This is a genomic window from Sinobaca sp. H24 (genome assembly GCF_023845525.1).
The window spans coordinates 73,968-96,479 of sequence record NZ_JALBWT010000018.1 but is presented as its reverse complement, the minus strand read 5'-3'; the positions used below and the strand labels follow the sequence as shown (position 1 = coordinate 96,479).

The following is a 22,512-nucleotide window of genomic DNA, read 5'->3' as shown; positions in this document are numbered from 1 at the left end:
AGCAAAAAACTTTTCATAGAAAAGGCAGCGGATCCGAGCGCGCAGAATTAGTCGTCCGGTCGGTAAATGTTAAAGCAATGGAATCCTGAAAATAGGGCAGAAGCCGCTGCTTAAATACCCGCTGGATCGGATTGCGAAGCCATGGTTCGAGACGGGCGAGGCGGTTTCCGATAATGATCTGTTCCGGGTTGAACGTATTAACAATATTAGTCAGGCCGATGCCTATATATTCTCCAATTTGATCAAATGCATTAATGACGAGCGGGTTGCCTTCTTCTGCCTGCTTAATAAAGAAAGCTCAGGTTCACATTCTCTTCATTCGGAAAAAGAGGAGCCGTTTTTTCCAGCAGGGCAAGCTCGGAGCTGTAAAGTTCCCAGCAGCCTTTGTTGCCGCAACGGCATTTTCTGCCGTTTGACTCGATCGAGAAGTGGCCGATTTCGCCGGAGATGCCGCTTGTTCCTTTATACAGTTTATCTTCAATGATAATACCGGAGCCAATTCCGATACCAAGGCTGACATAAATCAGGTTGGAGGAGGAACGGCCTGCCCCGTAAATTTTTTCGCCGTGGGCACCGGCCTTGGCTTCATTTTCTATCGTAATAGGAACGTTGAAATATTTTTCCATATACTGCTTTAAATGAACGTTGTGCCAATCGAGATTTGGCGCAAATAAAATCAAGCCGTCGTTATTGATCATGCCGGGAACACCGATGCCGATGCCGACAATGCCGTAACGGCAGGCGGGGGTTTTATCTATCAGCCGCTGGGTTAAGTCCTTCAGCTGGGCAAAGACGATTTCTTCATCTGTATCTGTAATAACTACTTCATCCTGCTCAATCACATTGCCTTTTAAATCCGTAAGGATACCAAACGCATAGTTGACACCAAGGTCGATGCCGATCGTATATCCGGCATTCTGGTTGAAGAAAAGCATCATCGGCTTACGCCCGCGCTTGAAAGGCCGGCTCCGATTTCATCAACAAGACGTTCTTCAATAAGCTCGCTTACGAGACTTGAAACGGGTAGCTTTGTTTAATCCCGTTACCTTCGAAATCTGTGCCCGTGAAATAGGACTCTGGGTTTGAATATTATTTAATACAATTGATTTATTTATTTTTTTACCAGTCCCTGATCTCCTGTTTTCATAGTCATTCCTCCGTCATTAGTTTGTGCATTAAACATTACACTGCATACTTAAGTAAATATATCTTTATTATTTCATAACATGATCGAATAATAAACGAAAATATGTTGACAATAAGATTTAAATAAATATACTTAATTTAATAGTAAAACAAAGTTTTTGATTTTGACTATGCAAAACTTGTTTTGCCTTTTAAAAGATTTTATATGTAAGCGCAAACATAATATACGACAAAAGGTGGTTATTTATAGTTATTTCCATAATGTAGACAAAATCAATACGAGGGAAGCGCAGCCGAATGAGAGGCTTTCAAACATTACAATCCGGACGAAATGTTCAATGGGAAAAGCATGAAGAGAGAGTGGCTGAAATTCTCCGTTGCCTACTGGCACACGTTTACGATGGACGGATCGGATCCATTCGGAATGAACAATGCAGCGTCCGTGGGATCAGTACAATGGTATGGATGGCTAAAGCCAGAGTAGAAGCCAACTTTGAATTTATTGATAAACTTGGATTTGACTACTTTGCTTTTCATGATGTGGATATTGCCCCGGAAGGAAAACCTAAAAGAATATGGCGCTAACCTGGACGAAATTGTCGGCCGCATTCAGCCATTGATGAAAGCCCAGAATGTTTCCGTATTGTGGAACACATCCAACATGTTTCATCATCCGCGCTTTATGTTTGGTGCAGCTACATCCAACAAGCAGACGTGTTCGCCCATGCAGCAGCAAAGGTGAAAAGCAGCTCGAAATCGCTAAAGAGCTGGGATCGGAAAACTACGTGTTCTGGGGCGGAAGAGAAGGGTATGACTCTCTCCTTTATACAGACACGAAGCTTGAGCTTGATAACCTGGCACGTTTCTATCATATGGCAGTTGATTATGCGAAAGAAATTGGCTACGAAGGCCAGTTCCTTATTGAGCCAAAACCAAAAGAGCCGACAAAGCATCAGTATGATTTCGACACGGCTACTACTTATGCATTTCTTCAGAACTACAATCTGGAAAATCATTTCAAAGTAAATATTGAAGCCAACCATGCCACTCTTGCTGGTCATACATTTGAACATGAGCTCCGCTATGCAAGAGAGCACGGCATTCTCGGATCTGTTGATGCCAATCAGGGCGACATGCTGCTCGGCTGGGATACAGATGAGTTTCCGACTGACATTTATAACGCTGCGCTTGCGATGTACGAAATTCTTAAGAATGGTGGACTTGGAAAAGCGGATTGAACTTTGACGCGAAATTACGCCGTCCGTCCTTTGAGCCAATTGACCTTTTCCACGGCCATATCGTTGGTATGGATACATTTGCGATTGGATTTAGAGTAGCAAGCCGCATGATTGAAGACCGCGTATTCGAAAATATTCTTGAAAAACGTTACGAAAGCTATCAATCCGGTATCGGTGAAGCGATCCTCAACAACAAAACCTCGTTCCGTGAGCTCGAAGCCTACGCGATGGAAAACACGATCAAGCACGAATCGGGCCGCCAGGAAATGATTAAAGGCATTATGAATCAGTACATCCTCGAAGCAGGAGCTTTTGCAAAAGTATAAAAAATAAAGAAGAAGCTGTTGCATAAAACAGCTTCTTTTTCTTAAAAGGAGAGCAGATCCCATTGGAATACGTTATTGGATTAGACCTTGGCACGAGCAGCATTAAAGGAATACTAGTAGACCGGGAGGGGACGATTGCCGCCGAAGAGTCGGAAAGCTACCCGATTTATCATGAACAGGACGGCCACAGCGAGCAGGATCCGGAAGACTGGGTCCGCCAGACAAAAAGCGTATTGAAAAAGCTTATTCAAAATAACAGCCTTGCGGGCAGCGATATTAAAGGCATCAGCTTTTCCGGACAGATGCACGGCCTTGTGCTGCTGGACGGAGACAATCACCCATTACGCCGCGCGATTCTCTGGAATGATACGAGAACAAGCCGCGAGGTCAAAGAAATAGAAGAAGCAGCCGGGCAGGAAACGCTCTGGAACATTACGAAAAACAGTCCTCTGGAAGGATTCACGCTTCCTAAAATTCTGTGGGTGAAAAAGCATGAACCGGACGTATTTTCCCGGGCTGAGCTGTTTCTGCTGCCAAAAGACTATGTGCGCTACCGGTTAACCGGAAAGCTTGGCATGGATTTATCCGATGCAGCAGGCACCTTGTTAATGGACTTGAATACAAATGAATGGAGCACCTCTCTTTTAGATACATTTGAGCTTCCATCTTACATGTGCCCGCCATTGTTTCCCGCCACCGAGAACTGCGGAGGTATGCTGGAAGATGTGGCAGCGGAAACCGGCTGTTCGTCTTCTGTAATGATCTTTGCCGGCGGAGCAGATAATGCCTGCGGTGCCGTAGGCGCAGGAATTCTGGAAAAAGGAAAAACGATGTGCAGCATCGGCACGTCCGGCGTCCTGCTTTCATACGCCGGCGAGGAAAAGACACATTTCAACGGAAAGCTTCATTTCTTTAATCATGCTCCGGCCGATACATATTATGCGATGGGGGTAACACTTGCCGCAGGTTACAGCCTGCAGTGGTTTAAAGAAAGCTTCCTAAAAGAGGACAATTTTTCTGAAATGGTCCAGGCGACAGAAGAGGTGCCGGCAGGAGCGCGTGGACTTTTGTTTACGCCGTACATTGCTGGAGAGAGAACGCCGCATAATGATGCGCTTGCCCGCGGATCGTTTGTAGGCATGGATTCTTCGCATAAGAAATCAGAGTTTGTGAAAGCAATTATTGAAGGAATTACTTTTTCCTTGAAAGAATCGTTGAATATCATCGAGCAGAATGGCATGAAGGTTGATACGATTGTGTCTATCGGGGGCGGCGCGAAGTCGCGTGCCTGGCTGCAGATGCAGGCCGATATTTTCGGAAAAGAAGTCGTGAGCCTCCGCAACGAGCAGGGACCTGCCATGGGCGCTGCGATTATTGCCGCCGCCGGATGCGGATGGTACGCTTCTCTTCAAGAAGCCGCCGCCGTATTCGTGCAAAACGATGTATCGGTAACTCCTGATCCGGAAAGAATGAAACGCTACGAGCAGATTTTTCCTTTGTACCAAAAGGTCTACACCCAGACAAAAGAAATCACAAAAGAACTGGCAGCATTTCGTTAAAAGAATACACATAGTGAAAGGTGGATATTCATGGCTGTTATTCAAAATCCCATTTTAAAAGGATTCAATCCGGATCCGAGCATATGCCGGAACGGGGAGGATTATTATATAGCGGTATCAACATTTGAGTGGTTTCCGGGAGTAGGTATTTATCATTCCAGGGATTTAAAAAACTGGCGTCTTGCCGCGCGTCCTTTAAACCGCCAGAGTCAGCTGAACATGATGGGGAATCCCGACTCCGGCGGCGTTTGGGCCCCGGCGCTTTCTTACAGTGACGGAAAGTTCTGGCTTATTTTTACCGATGTGAAAGTTACGGAAGGAAGCTGGAAAGACTGCCATAACTATTTGGTAACGTGCGATACGATCGACGGCGAGTGGTCGGAGCCGATTTATTTAAACAGCTCAGGCTTTGACCCATCGCTGTATCACGAAGAAGACGGCCGCAAATATCTGGTGAATATGGTGTGGGACAACCGCGTCTATAAGCACGACTTCTACGGCATTGCTCTTCAGGAATACAGCGTAGAAAAACAGAAACTGATCGGCAAGCCGTCTATTATATTCAAAGGCACCGATGTGAAGCTGACGGAAGCGCCTCATCTGTATAAAGAAAACGGGTATTATTACCTGCTAACCGCAGAGGGCGGCACGAAATACGATCACCAGGCGACCATTGCGCGTTCCACGTCGCTTGAAGGACCTTACGAGGTTCATCCGGATAATCCATTAATTACAGCGATGCCATATCCGAGAAACCCGCTGCAGAAAGCAGGGCATGCGTCGCTCGTGCATACGCATACAGATGAATGGTTCCTCGTCCATTTAACGGGACGTCCGCTTCCGAAAACAGAAGAATCACTGCTTGATCCAAGAGGGTACTGCCCGCTCGGGAGAGAAACGGCCATCCAGCGCCTGGAATGGAAAGAGGACTGGCCCTATGTAGTTGGCGGCAATCAGCCGTCGCTTGAAATTGAAGGACCGGATATGCCGGAGCATCCGTGGGAAAAGGATTTTCCTGAAAAGGATGATTTCGATGACACTACGTTGAACCATCATTTTCAATCGCTCCGCATTCCGCTCGGAGAAAAGGTTCTATCATTAACCGACAATCCCGGCCATCTGCGGCTGTATGGAAAAGAATCATTAACCTCCCAATTTACGCAGGCTTATGCCGCCAGACGCTGGCAGAGTTTTACGTTTACAGCGGAAACAAAGGTGTCCTTTCAGCCTGACTCGTTCCAGCAGGGAGCGGGGCTGGTGAACTATTATAATACGAAAAATTGGACCGGCCTTCATGTAACGTGGGATGAAGACAAAGGACGCATTCTTGATATTATTACGTGCGACAACTTCACGTTTGACCAGCCGCTCCGACATCAGCAGGTACCAGTGCCGGATGATGTGAAAGATGTGTATATGAAAGTAGACGTTCGTACAGAAGTGTATCGCTATTCCTACTCTTTTGACGGCAGCAGCTGGACGGAAATCCCAATTGATTTCAAGAGCCATAAGCTATCCGATGACTACGTGAACTCCGGCGGCTTTTTCACCGGCGCCTTTGTCGGTATGCAGTGCCAGGATACAACCGGACAGAACCTGCCGGCTGATTTTGATTATTTTATTTATAAAGAGCATTAGAAAAAAGCAGACTCTTCCATGGAGTCTGCTTTTTTGATAACAAATATAAGTTATTTTTCTTCTTTCATTTCATGACGGTTTAATAAAAGGTACGTACCGGCTACAAAAACAGCGCCGCCGATCATATTACCGATCGTAACGGGAATTAAATTATATATAATATCTCCAAAACTTAAGATAGAATAAGAGTCATGCAGCCAGGCCATGCCGAGGATCGACATATTGGCGATGCTGTGTTCAAATCCGGATGCGACAAAGGCAAGAATAACACCCAGTACCATAATAATTTTAGCAGCATCGCTTTCGGTACGAAGCGTCAGCCAGATAGCCAGGCAGACGATCCAGTTGCAGAGAATGCCTTGAAAGAACAGCTGATGCCACGGGAGCGTTATTTTCTCGGCTGCTAAGGCAAACATGTAATGATCAGCCGGAATATGCTGAAAAATGCCGGCCCCGAGGACGAGCAGGCTGATCAGAAAGGCGCCGGCTGCATTGCCGATATAGCTTGCACCCCAGACGCCTAGTGTCTGCTTCCATGACGTGAACCCGGAAAAAGTTGAGCTGGTCATAATCATATTATTGCCGGTAAAAAGGTCGGAGCCGCCGATTAAAATGATAATCAGGGCAATACCGAACGTGGATCCAACAACCAGATCCACTATGGGGGACTGGGCGTCATAAAGCGGTGCACCGAGCGAAAACATAATCAGTGCACCAATGCCGACATAGCTTCCTGCGATAATCGCAGACAAAAGGAACAGCAGGGGCGAGCGTTTCAGCATCTTACTTTTGGAAGCGCCCTGCTCGTTTAATGTGTGAATGGTTTCTTTATACATTGTTCTTGTCTCCAGTTACATAGTAAGTTCATATTTCATTAGCTTATTAAATATAGACTAAATGAAACAGAATAACAAAATAAAACGTTTCATAAACAATCAGAATGAGACATAGAAAGGAAAGCGTAAATATGAAAAAAATCGCCATTATTGGCAGCAGTGGAGGAAATCTATACAGTTTAGGCGGAAAGAAGCCGGAAAAGCTGTTAGAGGAAATTATCACACAAAGCAGCAGCGCAGACATACAGGTAGGAGCCATTCAATTTATTGCAGCAGAGGAATCGATGGATTCGGCTAAAGATAATGTTCGTGCCCGTATTTTTTCGCAGGGGTCCCAAGAACAACCCGAGGTCAGCTTTGAAGGCAGTCTGGAAGAGGTGAACCAGGAGGCAGCGGAATTCGACAAATACATAGCAGAGCAGATACATGACGGACGCATCGACGGATTGATCGTAATGAGCTCCGACCCGGATGGGGTGAACCGGTTAACGATAGAAGCCGCAGCGGATAAACAGATTCCCATTGTCGGTACCGGCGGCACGTCCATGGCTATGATCGGCAGCAAAGGTGCCATGGTTATTTCCCAGTCGGGTACAACGGGAACGACAAGCCGAACTAGAGCTGTTTCCTTTACCGCCTCATTGGCCAAATATTGGAATATGGCCTACCAGCCCGTGATTGGAAGCCAATCACAGATTGAATCGGGCAGTCCGACTAATGTATTCAAAAATATCAGCCTGCGGGGGATTATGGTATCGGCGCTTCCCGGATTTATTGCCATGGCTATCGTGCTTGCGTTGAGCCGGATTCCTATTTTCAGCGGATTAGGAGAGGTATTTGATATTATGATCCAGGCGCTGCCGGTCGTTCTGGCAGCAATTGCCGCCAAACAGGTGTCTGACCTGGATGAAGTATCGATTGCCGCCGGTGTCATAGCTGGAGTCTTATCTGTGGAAGGCGGTATTATTGGAGGTATTATCGGCGGGATTCTGGCGGGGATATTCGTTCACTACTTGTTTAGAAAATGCGTTCAGTGGCGGTTTCCTATGACGACCGTTAATATCGTAGCAGGAGGGCTTTCCGGCCTGGCAGCAGGACTTATTGTTTATTATCTGCTTGCTCCAATCGCCCTTCAGACAGGAAATGGGATTAAGACCGTGATCGAATCTGCGATCGCCTTTAATCCTATTATGGCAGGCGCCCTTGCCGGACTGCTGATCTGGCCGGCGATTCTCGGCGGCGTCTACCATGCGGCGATTCTTCCAATTGTGCTTCTTGAAATGGAAACCGCAGGGAACAGTTTTTTAGGAGCTATTGATATGGTTGGACTGGTGATGGTGTCAGCCGGCATTACCCTTGCCAATGTGATTTCTCCAAGAGATAAAGGAGAAGCGGCTGCAGCAGCGCCGGGCTTTTTAATAAATATGGGTTTTGGTACTTTTGTAGAAGCTGCGTATCCGTTCATGTTTTCCAACAAGTTTGTCTTTGCCGGGGCCATACTGTCAGCCGGAGCAGGTGGAGCTCTTGTCGGTTTATTTAATGTCAGGGGCACGGCTTATGTTCCGACATTTGCAGCACCGCTTCTGACCAATAATGCCGCAGGTTTTATTATTGCCATGGCTGTCGCTTTTATTTTAGCATTCGTTATTACGATATCTGCTAATCGAGTGTCCAGCTCAAAAAAAGCTGGATAATTAATAGTCAAACAGGGTTTGGGCAGCTGTGCCTGAGCTCTTTTTTACAGGAAATGTTAATTCACTTAAATAGATTAACTCTAATTATTCTGAAATAGTTATTTTTTATTAGTAAATATACATAAACTTTACATAATACCTTCCAAAAGCCATAATATAAATATATAATAATGGGTATTAAGACTTATTTGAAGGGGGGCTTCCATTGAAAACCATTGCAGTAAGGCACTTAAAAGAAAAAGACGTAATAGCGGAAGATATATATAAAGGACCTTCTCTTATTATTAGAAAAGGGAATATCGTAACGGCGGCTTTAATTCAGAAATTAAAGCAGTGGGAGATCGACTCTCTTCCTATTGAAAATGGTGTGGAAGAAAAGAGAGAAGAAAGAAACATTGATCTAAAAAAGTTATCGGAAAACAAAAAACAGACTCTTCTGACTTTTCTGCAGGATATGCTTCAATTAGGAAATGAGTACCGGTTTGGCTATGCGGTGAATGACGTGGATTCCTACTTATGGATCCAAAAGCTGTTTGTGGAAATCACAGGGGAAAAAACCACCTATGGACTGCTGCAGCAGTTGAAGTCCTGGGATCTGAATACGTATCACCATTCATTGGATGTATTTATTCTCGGCTCGTTGTTTGCAAAGAAGATGGGATTGGAGGGTGTGACGGAATTCTCGAAAGCCTGCCTGCTTCACGATATTGGCAAACTGCGGGTGGAAAAAAAAGTATTAACAAAAACCACCGCGCTAACTTCAAGAGAGATGCTGCAAATGCGGGCCCATACAGGAGAGGGCTATCATCTTTTAAAACAGAAGGGATACGGTACCTGTGTCACAGATGTATTGAAATATCATCATCAGCCGCTTAGTGCTCTTGGAAGAGAAGATGAAGAGCAGAAAAAAAGCCGGAAGAAAGAACATGATATTCTGCGCCTGGTTGACGTATACTCCGCGCTCACACTGGAAAGACCGTACAGAGAGTCTTTAAGCCCTCCCAAAGCGCTGAAAATAATTGTACGGGAGCACGCGGATGTAAATATCGATTATATGAAAGCTTTCTGCGAAATGCTGGAAATTGTCCCTTTACATGCTGTAGTAAAGCTTTCGAATAATACCATCGCTGAAGTAGTGGAAGTAGATGATAAACTGCCTACATACCCTATCATGAAAGAAAAAGATAAGCTTCACGCTTTTTATATGCCATTAGACCGATCAGTTGTTATCAGTAAAGTGCTTCGGTTTAAGGAATGAAATGAAAAAGGAGGGAGACAAAAATGATTCAGGAAGATATAAAATATTATACCCAAATTCATGCGTTCTTAGAAAAAATTGTTGAAATGATGGCTTTGAACTTTCCGGATCACACCATTTTCTTTGCTACGCACGACAAACAAACAAATGTCATACGAAAAGTATTGGATCAGAAAAAATTATGTATACCGGAAGGAAAGGAAGACCCATTTTATGAAAGTTTCTGTCATTTAGCAGTAGAAGCCCCTGAAAAATATATTGTCATTCCCGACTTAACAAAGCACAGCTTTACAAAAGAACATTATTTTACAAAGCAGGTTGGAAGCGGCAGTTTTATGGGAGCTGCAGTTGTGTTGGAAGAAAAGGAAGTATTAGGAACACTTTGTTTAATCAGTGATAACACGGGTGTGTTTTCAGAAGAAAAAATAACGCTGCTGAAAGGATATGCTTACATTATCGCAAAAGCAGTGGAAGTAGAACAGAGTCAAATGCGCGACAGCCTGACCGGTCTCTACTTACCTTCTGCATTAGCTGCCATCTTTCAAAAGAAGCAGGAAAGCTATGCTTCATGGAGCCTTTTGTACATCAATTTATGCGACACACGCATATTCAACGAGCGCTATGGATATGAAACCGGGGATCTGCTGCTTCAAAAAATAGCGAAGATGCTGTATGAAACATTTCCACCCGGTACTATGTTCGCCAGGGCATCACAGGATAAATTTGTCGTACTTCTTCCTTTTACAGAAAATGAAAATCCCAGAAGCGCAACAGAACTTTATGTAGAGAAACTGTTACAGCACTTAAACGATGCTCCTTGTTTAGTAAATGGAGAAACGTCCTATATTCGAATGGTTATCGGGGCTGCACTATATGGAGAAACGCTCAATAACTTTAATATGATGTGGGATAAAGCGGAGCAGCGGGCGATAAGAGGTAATTTAAAAGGAATAGAAGGCCTTATTTTCACAGATAACGATGATCAGGAAAAAATGGAAATTCAGGAATTTACTATCCGTAATGCCATGCAGGAGGCAGGTTTCTATGACCAGCTTGCCCTAGCCTATCAGCCGCAGATTGATATGCAAAGAGAAACGATTGCAGGGGTCGAGGCATTAATACGTTGGCACCATCCGGTGCATGGATTTTTCCCGCCGAATATTTGGATTCCGCTTGCCGAACAGTCTGAAGTAATTCATTCTATCGGGCTTTGGGTGCTGGAGAGAGCATGCATGGAAATGAAAACTGTAAACGAGGATTTAAAGCTTTCCATTAATGTATCTCCCACGCAGCTGTATGATCCAGCTTTTCCTGAAAATGTCAGGCGGATTATTAACGAAGTGAAGTATCCACCTTCTTATCTGACATTCGAAATTACAGAAAATATCTTCATGGAAAAAACCCAGTTATTTTAAAGAACCTGCTGGAGCTTAAAGAAATCGGTGTTAAACTGGCGGTGGATGATTTCGGAGTGGGCTACGCTTCTTTTCATTTGCTGCACCGCTTTCCCATTGACATCTTGAAAATCGACAGACAGCTCAGTGCAAATTTAGAATCAATTTCCAATAAAAAGATTGTGGAAGCCATTATTGAACTGGCGTACTCGCTTGATATGCAGTGTATTGTAGAAGGAATTGAAACAAAGGAACAGCATCGCTACTACCAAACGCACCGGGTTGATTGGGGCCAGGGGTATTATTATTATAAGCCGATGCCGGTGGACGATCTTACAAAGCTGTTTACTTATAATTAAAGCCGTGTAGTAGTTGGAAAAGCGGGTTCCTAAAGAAGGGAACCGGCTTATTGCTTGCGTTTATTAATTACGTAATCAGCGAATAGTTCTCCTGTAACTAAACTGAACACATATAACAAAAGAATTGATATATATAAAAGTACAAACAAATAGCCGTTAAACCCAGTAAAAAGTACAGTAGAATTAGACATAATTAGATATAAACTATAGCTTAAAATAATAATAGCGGCTCCTGATACTACACGCGTTACTGTGGTGGAGTCTACTTGTTCTTTTTTATTTTTTGATTTAATTTTATTCATAGATAGTGTCACTCCTGCAATCTTGGATTATTGCGAAAGTATAAATGTTCTTTCGCTTAAGTATCTGTATTAAAATTGCTTGAATAGAGTACTAAAAGTCGATAATTACTTCTCTTTTTTTACATGAATGACATTTTTCAGTTCATTGAGCACACTCCGATTAGACATCGCAACATCTGAGTGATAAGCGGCCCTGCACAATAAGTGACCGGCAACGGGTGCGGTAAGGAAAACGAAAAGAATACCGAGTAAAAGGCGGATACTGATAAATTGTTCCGTTCCTGCAAAGAATATAAACGTGCCCATAAGTGTACAAAGCACACCAAGAGTGGCACTTTTAGTTCCGGCATGAGAACGGGTATAGATGTCCGGAAGCCTGAGTATACCGATGGCGCTTAATAGGGCCAAGGAAGTTCCAAGAAGCAGAAACAGTGCTGTAATGATTTCAATTATCACGTTTAGATTCAATGATAATTCCCCTTTCAATATATTTAGAGAAGGCTACCGTTCCAATAAAAGCAATAATTCCCATTAACAAAATTACTTCAAGGTAAGCACTTGTTCGAAAGGTTACGGAAATCACGGCAACCATGGCAATTAAATTAATACCGATAGCATCTAAGGCAATAACCCGATCGGGCATTGAAGGACCTTTCATTACCCTGTAAAGACCGACCAGAATAGAAACAGACAATAGAATAAGACTTATGATCATAGCAAGTTGAAACATTAGCGCGTTACCTCCATGATTGCCCGTTCAAAGGAATTTTTAGTAGCAATAACTTGATTCTGGGATTCGGGGATGTCCATGGCGTGAATGTATAAAACATTTCCTTTAGCGGAAACCTCCATCACAACAGAACCAGGGTCAGCATTAAAAGCATCGCTAAAAAAGTGATTTCCCAATCGCTGGATAACTGTGTTTCAATTTTGAAAATTCCCGGTGTAATGTTGAGACGGGGACGCAGGATCTGTCGTATGACAAGAACACTGGAAGAGATTAATTCCCGGGTAAATATAAACAATAATTTGGTAATGCTCCATACCTTCCATAAGTAGAATTCTTTAGGGAAGAATCGACGAAAAGCAAAAATGAGCGCAAGGCCAATGATGTAACCGGTCATTAAAGTTGTAACGTAAATACCTTCTTCATCCTGAAAAGAGGCCCAGAGAACGGCTATCAGGATGTTTAGCAATATCTGAGCGGGCATGTTTGTTCACCTCTTTTATTTAATAAGATCTATCTAACACAGCTTCGATATAAATAGCTGGATTCATTAACTCCGAAGCAGCTTGAGTAACATAGACCTGCACAAGCTCAACGCCAACACCTAAAAAAAGACTTACTCCAATCAAAAGTGTGCATGGAAACAGAAGTCCGCGGGTAGAGGTTTTTTCGTCCTTTTTACTTAATTGATTTTCTCCCCAAAATCCATTCATAAAGATTTTCATAGTAGAGTAAAGCACGGCAAGGCTCGATAGAAGCCCGACGGTAAATAGTATATAAGCTTGGGAGTCCAAAGAACCTTGGAGGACTAATAGTTTTCCGAAAAATCCGCTAAGTGGTGGAACACCAACCAACGCTAGAGAAGCAATGAAAAACATCCAGCCCAAGTAGGGGTGATTCCGGATCATTCCACTCATTTCCTTTAGCTGATATGTGCCGACTAACCCTACCATTGCACCTCCCAATAAAAATAGCAGCGTTTTTACGACCATATCGTGCATGAGATAATATATAGCACCTGCAATGGCCTCCTCTTGAAAAACAGCCAATCCAATGACAATAAAACCAATCGCAATAATAATATTGTAGGAGAGAATTTTTTGGATGTTCCCGTAAGCGATAGAACCAACAGCCCCAAGCACCATCGTTGCGACAGCCATCCAGGCAATCACCGTATGCGTTATAGCAGGATCATGATAAAAAATTAACGTAAACATACGAAATATAGCGTAAACGCCCACCTTTGTAAGAAGCCCTGCAAATAAAGCCGATATAGCAGTGGGAGGTGCGCTGTACGATTCCGGCAGCCAAAAGAAAAACAATAGAGCAGATTTAACTGCAAAAATGACTAAAAACAATAAAGCGATAGCGGTCAAAATACCGGGTTGGCCGGCCTCTGCCACTCTAACGGATAGATGCGCCATATTAAGGGTACCGGTGACGGCATATAAGTAAGCAATAGCCACAATAAAGAGCATCGATGAAACAATATTGATAAGAACGTACATAATACCGGCGCGAAGCTGCTTTTTTAATCCGCCAAGCGATAATAGAACGTAAGAAGCAAGAAGCATTACTTCAAAAAATACAAATAAATTAAACATATCTCCAGTTAGAAATGACCCGTTCACACCTGTAACTAAAAATTGAAGAAAAGCATAATAATAATAACGCTCCCGTTCAGGCTCGATCGAAGTAAAAGAATAAATAGTACATCCGAGCGCCAAGAGGCTTGATGTTACGACGAGGAGCGTGGAGAACATATCACCAACCAGCACAATGCCAAAAGGAGGCGCCCATCCACCAAGTTCAAGGGTTTGTATGCCTTGCGTATGAATGGTGTGCAGCAGCCGCACTCCTACTGCTAATATCAAGGAAAAGGACATTACGCTGAGCAGACGCTGCAGCTTTACTTGTTTAGGAAATAGTACAAATAATGCTCCGGTGAAAAAAGGAATAACGATTAATAAAATAACACTAATACTCATTGTCTGACCCTCTCAATTTTTTCATATCATCCGATTTGAACTCCTGGTAAGACCGATAAGCAAGTACAAGAAAGAACGCAGTGGTTCCAAAATTAATAACGATTGCTGTTAAAATCAATGCTTGAGGGAGGGGATCGCTGTAGGGTGCCGGATCGACCTCCAGTAGAGGAGCGGCCCCATTTTTTAATCCACCCATCGTAAGAAGGAGGAGCAGCGCTCCATGCCCAATAATAGATGTACCTAAAATAATACGTAGAAGGCTTTTCGTTAAAATAAGGTAGGTTCCGATACTGAAAAAGATACCAATGACAAAGGCCATTACTGTCTCCATTACTCTTCCTCCCCCTTGTTTCGACTGATACTTGTCATCACGGTCATCGTCGTTCCGACGACCGCCATAGCAACACCCGCTTCAAAAATAAACGTAGTAGCAATATCAATTTCCTCATGCAGTAAAGGAACGGATATATGAATATAGGTCTGGCTCAAGAATGGGACGTTGTAGAAAAAGGAAGCCATGCCCGTTAACAATGAAAGAAGTACGCCCGCGCCGGTGACGATCCGGTAATTTAAAGGCAGGGCCTCCGTAATCGTTTCAATATCAAAAGCCAGCATCATTAAGATAAGTGCGGTAGATGTAACCAGACCGCCAATAAAGCCGCCTCCGGGATTGTGATGCCCGGCAAAGAATAAGTAAATGGAAAACGTTAGAATGATAAAGACCACAATCTTTGTAACGGTTTGGAGAATAACATCATTAATCATCCTTTTATCCTCCTTTTCTTCTAATCGAAGGCTGACGAGCGCATATACACCGAGTCCGGCAATGCAGAGCACCATAATTTCCAGCAGGGTGTCAAAGGCTCGAAAGTCAGCGAGAATCGCGTTTACCATATTGTTGGCTCCGGCTAATTCGTAGGCATCCTCATAATAAGAGGATATTGGCTGAAATAATCGGTTATTTTGTGCTGCCAACGTAAAGGCTGTGATCAGCGAGCCCAGACTGATGGAAATAATCAGGTTAGGAATTTGTACACGCCTTGCCGTTTCCCGGAAACGAAATTCCGGTAAAAAACGAAGGCAGAGCAGGTATAGAGCAACCGACACGGTTTCAACAACCAGCTGAGTCAAGGCAAGGTCCGGTGCCCTGAAAATAACGAAGAACAAAGCGACCAAATAACCAACTGCTCCAATGGCAATAATAGCCGTGAGTTTTTTTTGAAAGCAGCACGGTAAAGGCGCCGGCTGCTAGTCCTATGGCAAGCAGTATTTCATATATTTCGATATCATCTGTATCGGAAAATGTGAAAGTAATGTGGTCAGAAAGCAGTAAAAATCCACCAATCAAAAGAATCATTGTGCCTAAAATATACTGCAGGTAGTCTCTTGTTAAGCCGCTCATATAGATATTTGTGAAGGAATAGGCACTTCGTTCTGCGGAAGCAATTCCTTTGATATAACCATTGTTGAGCGTATAAATTTCCGGAAGCAGAGTAAGTGCACCTTTCCAGTAGTTCCTCGTTTTATACAATAAAACCCCTATCAGTACGACGCCAATAGTCATAAACAATTCCAGCGTAAAACCATGCCAGGCTTCAATATGAATGTGAAAACAAACTCATTCCCAGGTAAAATAGAGGCGGTCATCGGTGAGAAAATATAATGTCCAAGCACGTTAGGGAAAAAAACGTAACGATAACAATTACAGCTAGAATAGCTGGAGAAATCAGCATTCCTAGTGGTGCTTCATGTGGCTTTTTCTCCAGCTTATTCGGCTTATATTTCCCGCTGAATGTATGAAAAAGCAAAATCATGCTATACACAAAGGTGAATATGCTGGCCACCCATGCAACTATAGGGATTAGAACAGGAGCCCATCCCATAATTGGAGAAGCAGCTTCTGATAATGTCAGTGAACCTGTGAAAAACATTTCTTACTTAAAAATCCATTAAAAGGAGGCAGGCCGGCCATAGCAAAGCTGCCAATAAGCATTAATGTAAACGATACCGGCATGACACTAATAAGTCCGCCGAGTTTGCGTATATTCCTCGTTCCGGTTTCATGGTCAATTATTCCAACCACCATAAATAGACAGCCTTTAAAAGCAGAATGATTAACTAAGTGAAATACAGCTGCAAAGATAGCAGTCGTGAAAATAGATTCGGGAATATTTTCGGAAAAAAGTGCAAGCGACCCAATGCCAAGCAGGGACATTATCAAGCCGAGCTGGCTGATAGTAGAAAAAGCGAGCAGCGCTTTCAAGTCTGTCTGCCTAATAGCATTTAACGATCCCCAAAATAATGTAATCAATCCAATAGACGTTATAATCCAGAACCATTCCATGGTGCCGCCGAATAAAGGTGTAAATCTTGCTACAGCATAAATACCAGCTTTGACCATCGTAGCTGAATGAAGATAGGAACTAATAGGAGTAGGTGCCTCCATTGCATCCGGAAGCCAGATGTGAAAGGGGAACTGGGCAGACTTTGTAAAAGCTCCGATAAGAAGCAGGATCATAGCAGGCAGAAACAAAGCATGCTCCTGAAGTTCATCGGCCTGAGCTATGATTTCACGAATACTGTATGTATCACTCATTTGATGAAGCATTACAATTGCGGCCAGCATGGAAAAGCCGCCTGTAATTGTAATAAGCATCGCCTTCTGAGCACCGAATCTTGATTTTTTTCTATGGTACCAAAATGCAATCAGTAGAAAAAGAAAAACGCTGGTAAGCTCCCAGAACAAATAAAAGCCAATTAAATTATCTGAGAATACGACACCGAGCATGGCTCCCATAAATAAAAGAAGATAGACGTAAAAATTATGCAGCAACTCTCGCGATTTGGATAAGTAGTAAATGGAGTAAATAACTACCAAGGCTCCAATTCCACTGATTAACAGTCCGAATACCAGACTCAAACCGTCAAGATAAAATGCTACGTCTATATTGTGGGAAGGAATCCACGGCACCGAGTGCAGTGAGGACTTTCCTTCGCTTACAGGACCAATATAGCTGCTTAAAAAAGCAAAAATCAGCAGGGGAATGGGCAGGGCAAACCAACCTGTGTGGATACGAAATACATAGCGATAAAAAAAAGGAATGGCAAAAGCGAACAAAAATGGCAGGAAGACAATAAAATGGAGCCAAGACAAGAGGGACCCTCCTAATAGTATTATTCAAAAAACGGAAAATAACTGACAGGTAATAAAAAACAAAAAAATTTGCATTAATTAGATAAATTGAATATAGTGTTCAATGTGTTACTTAATATAATTTATTAATAATTATATGTAACTTAAATATGTAACTTAATATGATAATATCATAATTATATGTAACTTAAAAATGATAACTGTTTACAAAGGTGGAAAACCGTAAAAGCTGTAGGAGGTGTTTAGGTTGAACTGGAAGGATTATAGAGAAGGGAAAGAAGCGATAGGGGTAGTTGTATTCGGAATTTTGTTAATTGTGACTGTGTTTTCCATTCTGCATTTTGTATTCGGTATTCCTTTTTTTCCTTAAGTCAATTAACAAAAATATAAGTACTTGTTAAGGAGATCAAACATGCATTGGCGTAATATTTATAGAGGAATAGCAATGGGGGTGACCGAACTTGTTCCTGGAGTGAGTTCGAGTACGATTGCCATGTTGTTGGGGTTTTATGAAATGCTTATTTTCTCTATTAATCAACTGACAACAGCCCATTGGAAAGCAGCATTATCTTTTCTCTTACCATTAGGGGCTGGTATGATCCTGGCTTTATTGGCGGCATCTTCTTTTTACATCATGTTATAGAATTTTATCCCAAACAGACCTTTTCTCTATTTACAGGATTGATTATAGGAATGATACCTTCTTTATGGAAAAATGCGGTCGAATCATCAAATGAGGCTTTTCGCTTTCCGCACTATACTCTAATGGCGCTGGTATTTGCAGGAGTTGCATCACTGGGACTGTTAACCAATGATACAAACGTGATGCAGAATCTAACTGCTGGAGATTATGCCTTTCTATTTTTCTCCGGTTGGATAGCGAGTACCGCTTTAGTTCTGCAGGGATAAGCGGCTCAATGATATTTTTCTTGTTCTAGGTGTATATGGAACTGCGGTACAGGCATTGAGTATGTTATACCTTCCAATATTAATGGCCATTGGAATGGGTGTTTTATATAGGTGTTTTCGTTACGAGCAAAAGTTATTCGTTATCTGATACACAGAGTTCCTCCTACATGTATTCCATCATGATTGGATTAGTTTCCGGTTCTATAATAGTTATTCGTACCAGGTATTCCGACTTCGATATCTCTAATGGTAAACGGCCTGTTTTTTTAATTATGGGCTTAATAACAGCTTTTTTGTTAAGTAGTAAGAGTAAAAAATATAATCAGGTTTACAGAAAGGAAGTAAAATGAATGGATTCTTTGCATTTGATGGATATCATACGATACTTTATTTTGGGATTGATACAAGGTTTTACAGAACCTATTCCTGTTTCCTCAAGCGGTCATCTTAATCATCGGTCAGCGTCTAATGGGCATGGAACAGCATGGGCTTACGTTTGAAATTATAACTAATACAGCTTCCCTAATTGCGATAATGCACATTTTTAGAAAAGATATTGAACGTCTTGCCGTAAACAGTATTAAATACTTGAAAACTAGAAAAAGAAAGTACAAGTCTGACTTCATGTTTGTTGTGTATATTGTAATAGGTACAATACCTGCTGCTGTTCTTGGTCTCCTGTTTAGTGATGTTATTGCACTGTATTTAACTTCTCTTATACTATTGCTTTCACTCTGCTTATTACAGGAATCGCATTATGGCTCATTCGTAATTTTAAAGGAAATAAACGAGAGGGAGAATTTAACGGGCAAAGATGCTCTTATTGTCGGTTTGGCCCAGGCAGTTGCCCTGGTTCCAGGGATCAGCCGCTCCGGATCCACCATTATTACCTCTATTGCGTTAGGAATGAAACAAAATACTGCGCTCCGATTTGCTTTTATGCTTTATATACCTGTAAGTATTGGAGGGATGGTGCTTGGCGCCTCTGATATTATATCGGATCCTGCACTACAGGCCCTGGCCATACCATATGCCGCGGCATTTGCAGCCTCATTATGCATGACGTATTTTGCGATGAGATGGTTTATCGGGATCATGAAAAGTGGGAAATTACAGTACTTTTCATACTATTGTTTTATTGTAGGGATACTCCTTCTCATATTTGCTCCTGTTTTGAATTAAAATAAAGCGGCTCTATAGGAATATTAAGAGCTTATGTTATGTTCTAATCCATGTTATTATCATAGTAAAGATGGTAAAGAGGGGATTGGAATTGGAGTATGTAAATCCTATTAAGGACTTAAAGAAAATACGTGATCTAAAGAAGATCATAAAAAATAAATCTTCCAGGGATTATTTGCTTTTTATTATGGGTATTAACACAGGCTTAAGAATTGGCGAGTTATTAAGCTTGAAAATCGGAAGTGTGATTGATGAAAATCGAAATTTACATACATTTCTATTAATTAAAGAGCAGGCCGTTTATTTAAATGAGAATGTGCGAAAGGCAGTAAAACACTTTTTCCGGCTTGATCTTCCTCCTTTGGATCATTATCTATTTCGATCATCGAGAGGCGACCGGCCGATTACAAGGCAGCAGGCTTATCGAATCTTAAATCAGGCTGCTGCCGAGGTGGGAATTGATGAAAAAGTAGGAACTCACACCCTTCGAAAAACGTTCGGATATCATGCCTTTGTTAAAGGAATTGCTATTTCACTGATACAAGAACGGTTTCATCAGGCTACTCCAGGTGAAACGTTTAAATATATCGGAATCGAAAAAACAGAAACACAAAAACTGGATGTAAATTTATAAAATCATAGTATAACTAAAAAGAAGCACGCGTTTAGGCGCATGCTTCTTTTATTTATTTCTCCGCTCCATAAAGCTTGGAAAAAGAGAAACCGCGTCCGATAATTTCGGAAGCATTCAAGAAGATGACAAACGAAGACGGCTCCTGGTTTTGGAGAACTCTTTTCAAATAAACAGCTTCCTGCTGCTCCATTACGCAGAGGATCATCGTTTTCTCATCGTTTGTATAACCGCCGACGGAGCGGACTTTCGTTAAGCCGCGGTCAATTTCCTCGCGGATAATCGTTTGAATCTGTTGCTCCCGTTCGGTAATAATAAGAACAAGTTTGGAGGGGGACGCCTGCAGCTGCACGAGGTCAATGACCTTGCTCATCACAAAAATTGAAATCATCGCAAACAGAGCAATTTCCAGGCCGAACACCACAGCGGAGGTGATGACCACACAGCCGTCTACAATAAACTGGGCGTACCCGCTGGAGAGGCCGGAGTACTTTTTCACAATTTGTCCGAGTGTGGACAACCCACCAGTGGAGCCGCGTCCCCTGTAGACAATACCAAGTCCTACGCCCACCATGGAGCCACCATAAATTGCCGCAAGCAGCGGGTTATCAATAGCAAAAGGGAGATCAGCGCTGGCCCAGATCACAAGCGGCACGAAAAAGGTGCCGAGCAGTGATTTCATTCCAAAGTCTTTTCCAAGCAGAAGCATTCCGAGAAAAAATAAGGGAATATTGAAGGCCCACTGGACGAAAGCGGGGTTAAACTGGTACAGCTCGTAGAAAATAGTGCTGATTCCGGATACGCCGCCGGCTGCGAGCCGGGACGGCAGAAGAAAAATGTTATAGGCTAATGCGATCAGGGTGGATCCAAACAGCACGTAGCCAAACTCAGCCATACGCTGCTTCTTTGTTATAAAACTACTCATTCTTCATGATTCCTTTCCATCTCACCTGAATCTGTCTCTGCTCTCCTAAAAAGTCCCATCGATTGTACCATAGTTTCACAGCAGTGAATTAAACTGATTTTATATACAAATCCGGAAACAATATGATATGCTTAAATTACTAATTGATAATGATAATCATTTACTGGATATAGAAGGAGGAAGTACGGATGGCAGAACACGAATTGTTTGACGTAACGATTGTAGGCGGGGGACCGGCTGGATTATATTCGGCTTTTTACAGCGGTATGCGCGGAATGAAAACGAAGATTCTCGAATATCAGCCGGTGCTTGGCGGAAAAGTAAACGTCTATCCGGAGAAAGTAGTCTGGGATGTCGGCGGCCTTCCTCCTACGTCCGGTGAGAAGCTGATTGCCCAGATGGTGGAACAGGCTATGACATTTCAGCCGACTGTCTGCCTGAATGAAAAAGTAGCTTCCATTATTAAAAACGATGCCGCTGTTTTTGAGATTACGAATGACCGGGGCGAGGTTCATTATTCCAAAACGGTTATTATGGCGATAGGCGGAGGTATTCTTAATCCGCAGAAGCTCGAGCTCGAAGGAGCGGAAAAATACGAAATATCCAATCTGCATTACACGGTTAAATCACTGGCACGCTTTAAAGGCAAAAATGTCATCATTTCCGGCGGAGGCAACTCTGCGATTGACTGGGCCAACGCACTGGAGCCGATTGCAGGAAAAGTGTTTCTTACTTACCGAAAGGAATGCCCGGCGGCTCACGAAGCCCAGGTGGACAAGCTGATGTGCAGCTCGGCGGAATGCTACTTCAATACGTGTATTTCCAAGCTGATTGCTGAAAAATCAACAGAAAATATTGATCAGGTGGAGCTGACCAATGTGGAAACCGGGGAGCGGAGCACGCTTCCGATTGACGAAGTAATTATCAATCATGGCTATGAACGGGATAAATCGCTGCTGGAGAGCAACACGCTGAAGATTGATATGATTGACTCTCATTTTATCGCAGGCGATCCGTTAAACCACACGTCGGTGCCGGGCATGTTTGCGGCAGGGGATATTGTAAAGCATGATGCCAAGCTGAACCTGATTGCCGGCTGCTTCCAGGATGCGGCGAATGCGGTCAATCAGGCGAAGTACTATATTCAGCCTGAGGCGGGAGACCGCGCCATGGTATCTTCCCATAATGAAGCATTTAAGGAAAAAAATAAGAAATGGCAGAAGAAAAGTATGGCATAATAGAAGAA

The 22,512-nt window shown here is 42.9% G+C and carries 19 protein-coding genes and 5 pseudogenes; 12 read left to right on the top strand and 12 right to left on the bottom strand.

Translation table 11 applies throughout. The features are described from left to right. Window positions 1-13: 13 nt before the first annotated feature. Window positions 14-238, bottom strand: coding sequence for an ROK family protein (locus MMY81_RS20300; protein ID WP_252314290.1), 225 nt, complete (start codon window positions 236-238; stop codon window positions 14-16). A gap of 46 nt (window positions 239-284) precedes the next feature. Beyond that, window positions 285-938, bottom strand: coding sequence for an ROK family protein (locus MMY81_RS20295; RefSeq protein ID WP_252314283.1), 654 nt, complete (start codon window positions 936-938; stop codon window positions 285-287). Window positions 939-1,450: 512 nt separating this feature from the next. On the opposite strand from MMY81_RS20295, the pseudogene xylA reads away from it, so the two are divergent. The 3 genes and pseudogenes from xylA to MMY81_RS20280 all read left to right on the top strand — a co-directional run. Further along, a pseudogene (gene xylA, locus MMY81_RS20290) lies at window positions 1,451-2,710 on the top strand (xylose isomerase); the annotation flags it as partial. Window positions 2,711-2,772: 62 nt separating this feature from the next. After that, window positions 2,773-4,269: a xylulokinase gene (xylB, locus tag MMY81_RS20285; RefSeq protein ID WP_252314282.1), complete on the top strand. Its 1,497-nt coding sequence runs from the start codon at window positions 2,773-2,775 to the stop codon at window positions 4,267-4,269. Between the two features lie 30 nt (window positions 4,270-4,299). Next, window positions 4,300-5,907 (top strand): glycoside hydrolase family 43 protein, encoded by a 1,608-nt coding sequence (locus MMY81_RS20280; protein ID WP_252314281.1) that lies wholly within the window; start codon window positions 4,300-4,302, stop codon window positions 5,905-5,907. Between the two features lie 50 nt (window positions 5,908-5,957). Here MMY81_RS20280 and MMY81_RS20275 read toward each other — a convergent pair whose 3' ends face one another. Further along, window positions 5,958-6,743 carry a formate/nitrite transporter family protein gene (locus MMY81_RS20275; protein ID WP_252314280.1) on the bottom strand — a complete coding sequence of 262 codons (786 nt, stop codon included), beginning with the start codon at window positions 6,741-6,743 and terminating at the stop codon, window positions 5,958-5,960. Window positions 6,744-6,874: 131 nt separating this feature from the next. On the opposite strand from MMY81_RS20275, the gene MMY81_RS20270 reads away from it, so the two are divergent. The 4 genes from MMY81_RS20270 (at window position 6,875) to MMY81_RS20255 (ending at window position 11,448) form a co-directional block, all read left to right on the top strand. Then, window positions 6,875-8,437: a PTS sugar transporter gene (locus tag MMY81_RS20270; RefSeq protein ID WP_252314279.1), complete on the top strand. Its 1,563-nt coding sequence runs from the start codon at window positions 6,875-6,877 to the stop codon at window positions 8,435-8,437. Between the two features lie 205 nt (window positions 8,438-8,642). Then, entirely contained in the window at window positions 8,643-9,695 is a 1,053-nt protein-coding gene (locus tag MMY81_RS20265; RefSeq protein WP_252314278.1) for an HD-GYP domain-containing protein, read from the top strand. 23 nt (window positions 9,696-9,718) lie between these two features. Next, the gene (locus MMY81_RS20260; RefSeq protein WP_252314277.1) at window positions 9,719-11,110 is read left to right on the top strand and encodes a sensor domain-containing diguanylate cyclase; all 1,392 of its coding nucleotides are present in this window, start codon (window positions 9,719-9,721) and stop codon (window positions 11,108-11,110) included. Continuing rightward, the gene (locus MMY81_RS20255; protein ID WP_308215416.1) at window positions 11,062-11,448 is read left to right on the top strand and encodes an EAL domain-containing protein; all 387 of its coding nucleotides are present in this window, start codon (window positions 11,062-11,064) and stop codon (window positions 11,446-11,448) included. Before MMY81_RS20260 ends, MMY81_RS20255 begins: the two co-directional genes overlap by 49 nt. A 47-nt stretch (window positions 11,449-11,495) precedes the next feature. Here the strand turns inward: MMY81_RS20255 and MMY81_RS20250 are convergent, their stop codons facing one another. The 8 genes and pseudogenes from MMY81_RS20250 to MMY81_RS20215 form a co-directional block, all read right to left on the bottom strand. Beyond that, on the bottom strand, window positions 11,496-11,750 hold the full coding sequence (locus MMY81_RS20250; protein WP_252314275.1) for a hypothetical protein: 255 nt from the start codon (window positions 11,748-11,750) through the stop codon (window positions 11,496-11,498). 105 nt (window positions 11,751-11,855) lie between these two features. Next, window positions 11,856-12,218: a monovalent cation/H(+) antiporter subunit G gene (gene mnhG, locus MMY81_RS20245; protein WP_252314274.1), complete on the bottom strand. Its 363-nt coding sequence runs from the start codon at window positions 12,216-12,218 to the stop codon at window positions 11,856-11,858. Further along, entirely contained in the window at window positions 12,196-12,480 is a 285-nt protein-coding gene (locus MMY81_RS20240) for a Na(+)/H(+) antiporter subunit F1 (protein WP_252314273.1), read from the bottom strand. The genes mnhG and MMY81_RS20240 overlap by 23 nt, the downstream gene beginning before the upstream one ends. Next, window positions 12,480-12,892 (bottom strand): annotated as a pseudogene (locus tag MMY81_RS20235) (Na+/H+ antiporter subunit E). The gene MMY81_RS20240 and the pseudogene MMY81_RS20235 overlap by 1 nt, the downstream one beginning before the upstream one ends. A gap of 88 nt (window positions 12,893-12,980) precedes the next feature. Beyond that, complete coding sequence (locus tag MMY81_RS20230; RefSeq protein WP_252314272.1) at window positions 12,981-14,465, bottom strand: Na+/H+ antiporter subunit D; 1,485 nt, start codon at window positions 14,463-14,465, stop codon at window positions 12,981-12,983. Further along, complete coding sequence (locus MMY81_RS20225) at window positions 14,455-14,796, bottom strand: Na(+)/H(+) antiporter subunit C (protein ID WP_252314271.1); 342 nt, start codon at window positions 14,794-14,796, stop codon at window positions 14,455-14,457. The genes MMY81_RS20230 and MMY81_RS20225 overlap by 11 nt, the downstream gene beginning before the upstream one ends. After that, a pseudogene (locus MMY81_RS20220) lies at window positions 14,796-15,167 on the bottom strand (MnhB domain-containing protein); the annotation flags it as partial. The pseudogene MMY81_RS20220 and the gene MMY81_RS20225, both read right to left, overlap by 1 nt. A gap of 75 nt (window positions 15,168-15,242) precedes the next feature. After that, window positions 15,243-17,619, bottom strand: a pseudogene (locus MMY81_RS20215) (Na+/H+ antiporter subunit A); the annotation flags it as partial. Between the two features lie 247 nt (window positions 17,620-17,866). Between MMY81_RS20215 and MMY81_RS33445 the strand changes: the two are divergent. The 4 genes and pseudogenes from MMY81_RS33445 to MMY81_RS20195 all read left to right on the top strand — a co-directional run bounded on the left by MMY81_RS33445 (window position 17,867) and on the right by MMY81_RS20195 (window position 20,344). Further along, window positions 17,867-17,989, top strand: coding sequence for a hypothetical protein (locus MMY81_RS33445; protein ID WP_256497968.1), 123 nt, complete (start codon window positions 17,867-17,869; stop codon window positions 17,987-17,989). 42 nt (window positions 17,990-18,031) lie between these two features. Then, window positions 18,032-18,528, top strand: a pseudogene (locus MMY81_RS34360) (undecaprenyl phosphate translocase family protein). A 474-nt stretch (window positions 18,529-19,002) separates the two neighbouring features. Next, the gene (locus tag MMY81_RS20200; RefSeq protein WP_252314268.1) at window positions 19,003-19,710 is read left to right on the top strand and encodes an undecaprenyl-diphosphate phosphatase; all 708 of its coding nucleotides are present in this window, start codon (window positions 19,003-19,005) and stop codon (window positions 19,708-19,710) included. 91 nt (window positions 19,711-19,801) lie between these two features. Then, window positions 19,802-20,344, top strand: a complete 543-nt coding sequence (locus tag MMY81_RS20195; RefSeq protein WP_252314267.1) for a tyrosine-type recombinase/integrase — start codon at window positions 19,802-19,804, stop codon at window positions 20,342-20,344. Between the two features lie 52 nt (window positions 20,345-20,396). Here MMY81_RS20195 and MMY81_RS20190 read toward each other — a convergent pair whose 3' ends face one another. Further along, window positions 20,397-21,266: a YitT family protein gene (locus tag MMY81_RS20190; RefSeq protein ID WP_252314266.1), complete on the bottom strand. Its 870-nt coding sequence runs from the start codon at window positions 21,264-21,266 to the stop codon at window positions 20,397-20,399. Window positions 21,267-21,454: 188 nt separating this feature from the next. Here MMY81_RS20190 and MMY81_RS20185 point away from each other — a divergent pair, with 188 nt between their 5' ends. After that, complete coding sequence (locus MMY81_RS20185; protein WP_252314265.1) at window positions 21,455-22,504, top strand: NAD(P)/FAD-dependent oxidoreductase; 1,050 nt, start codon at window positions 21,455-21,457, stop codon at window positions 22,502-22,504. The last annotated feature ends 8 nt before the right edge of the window (window positions 22,505-22,512 follow it).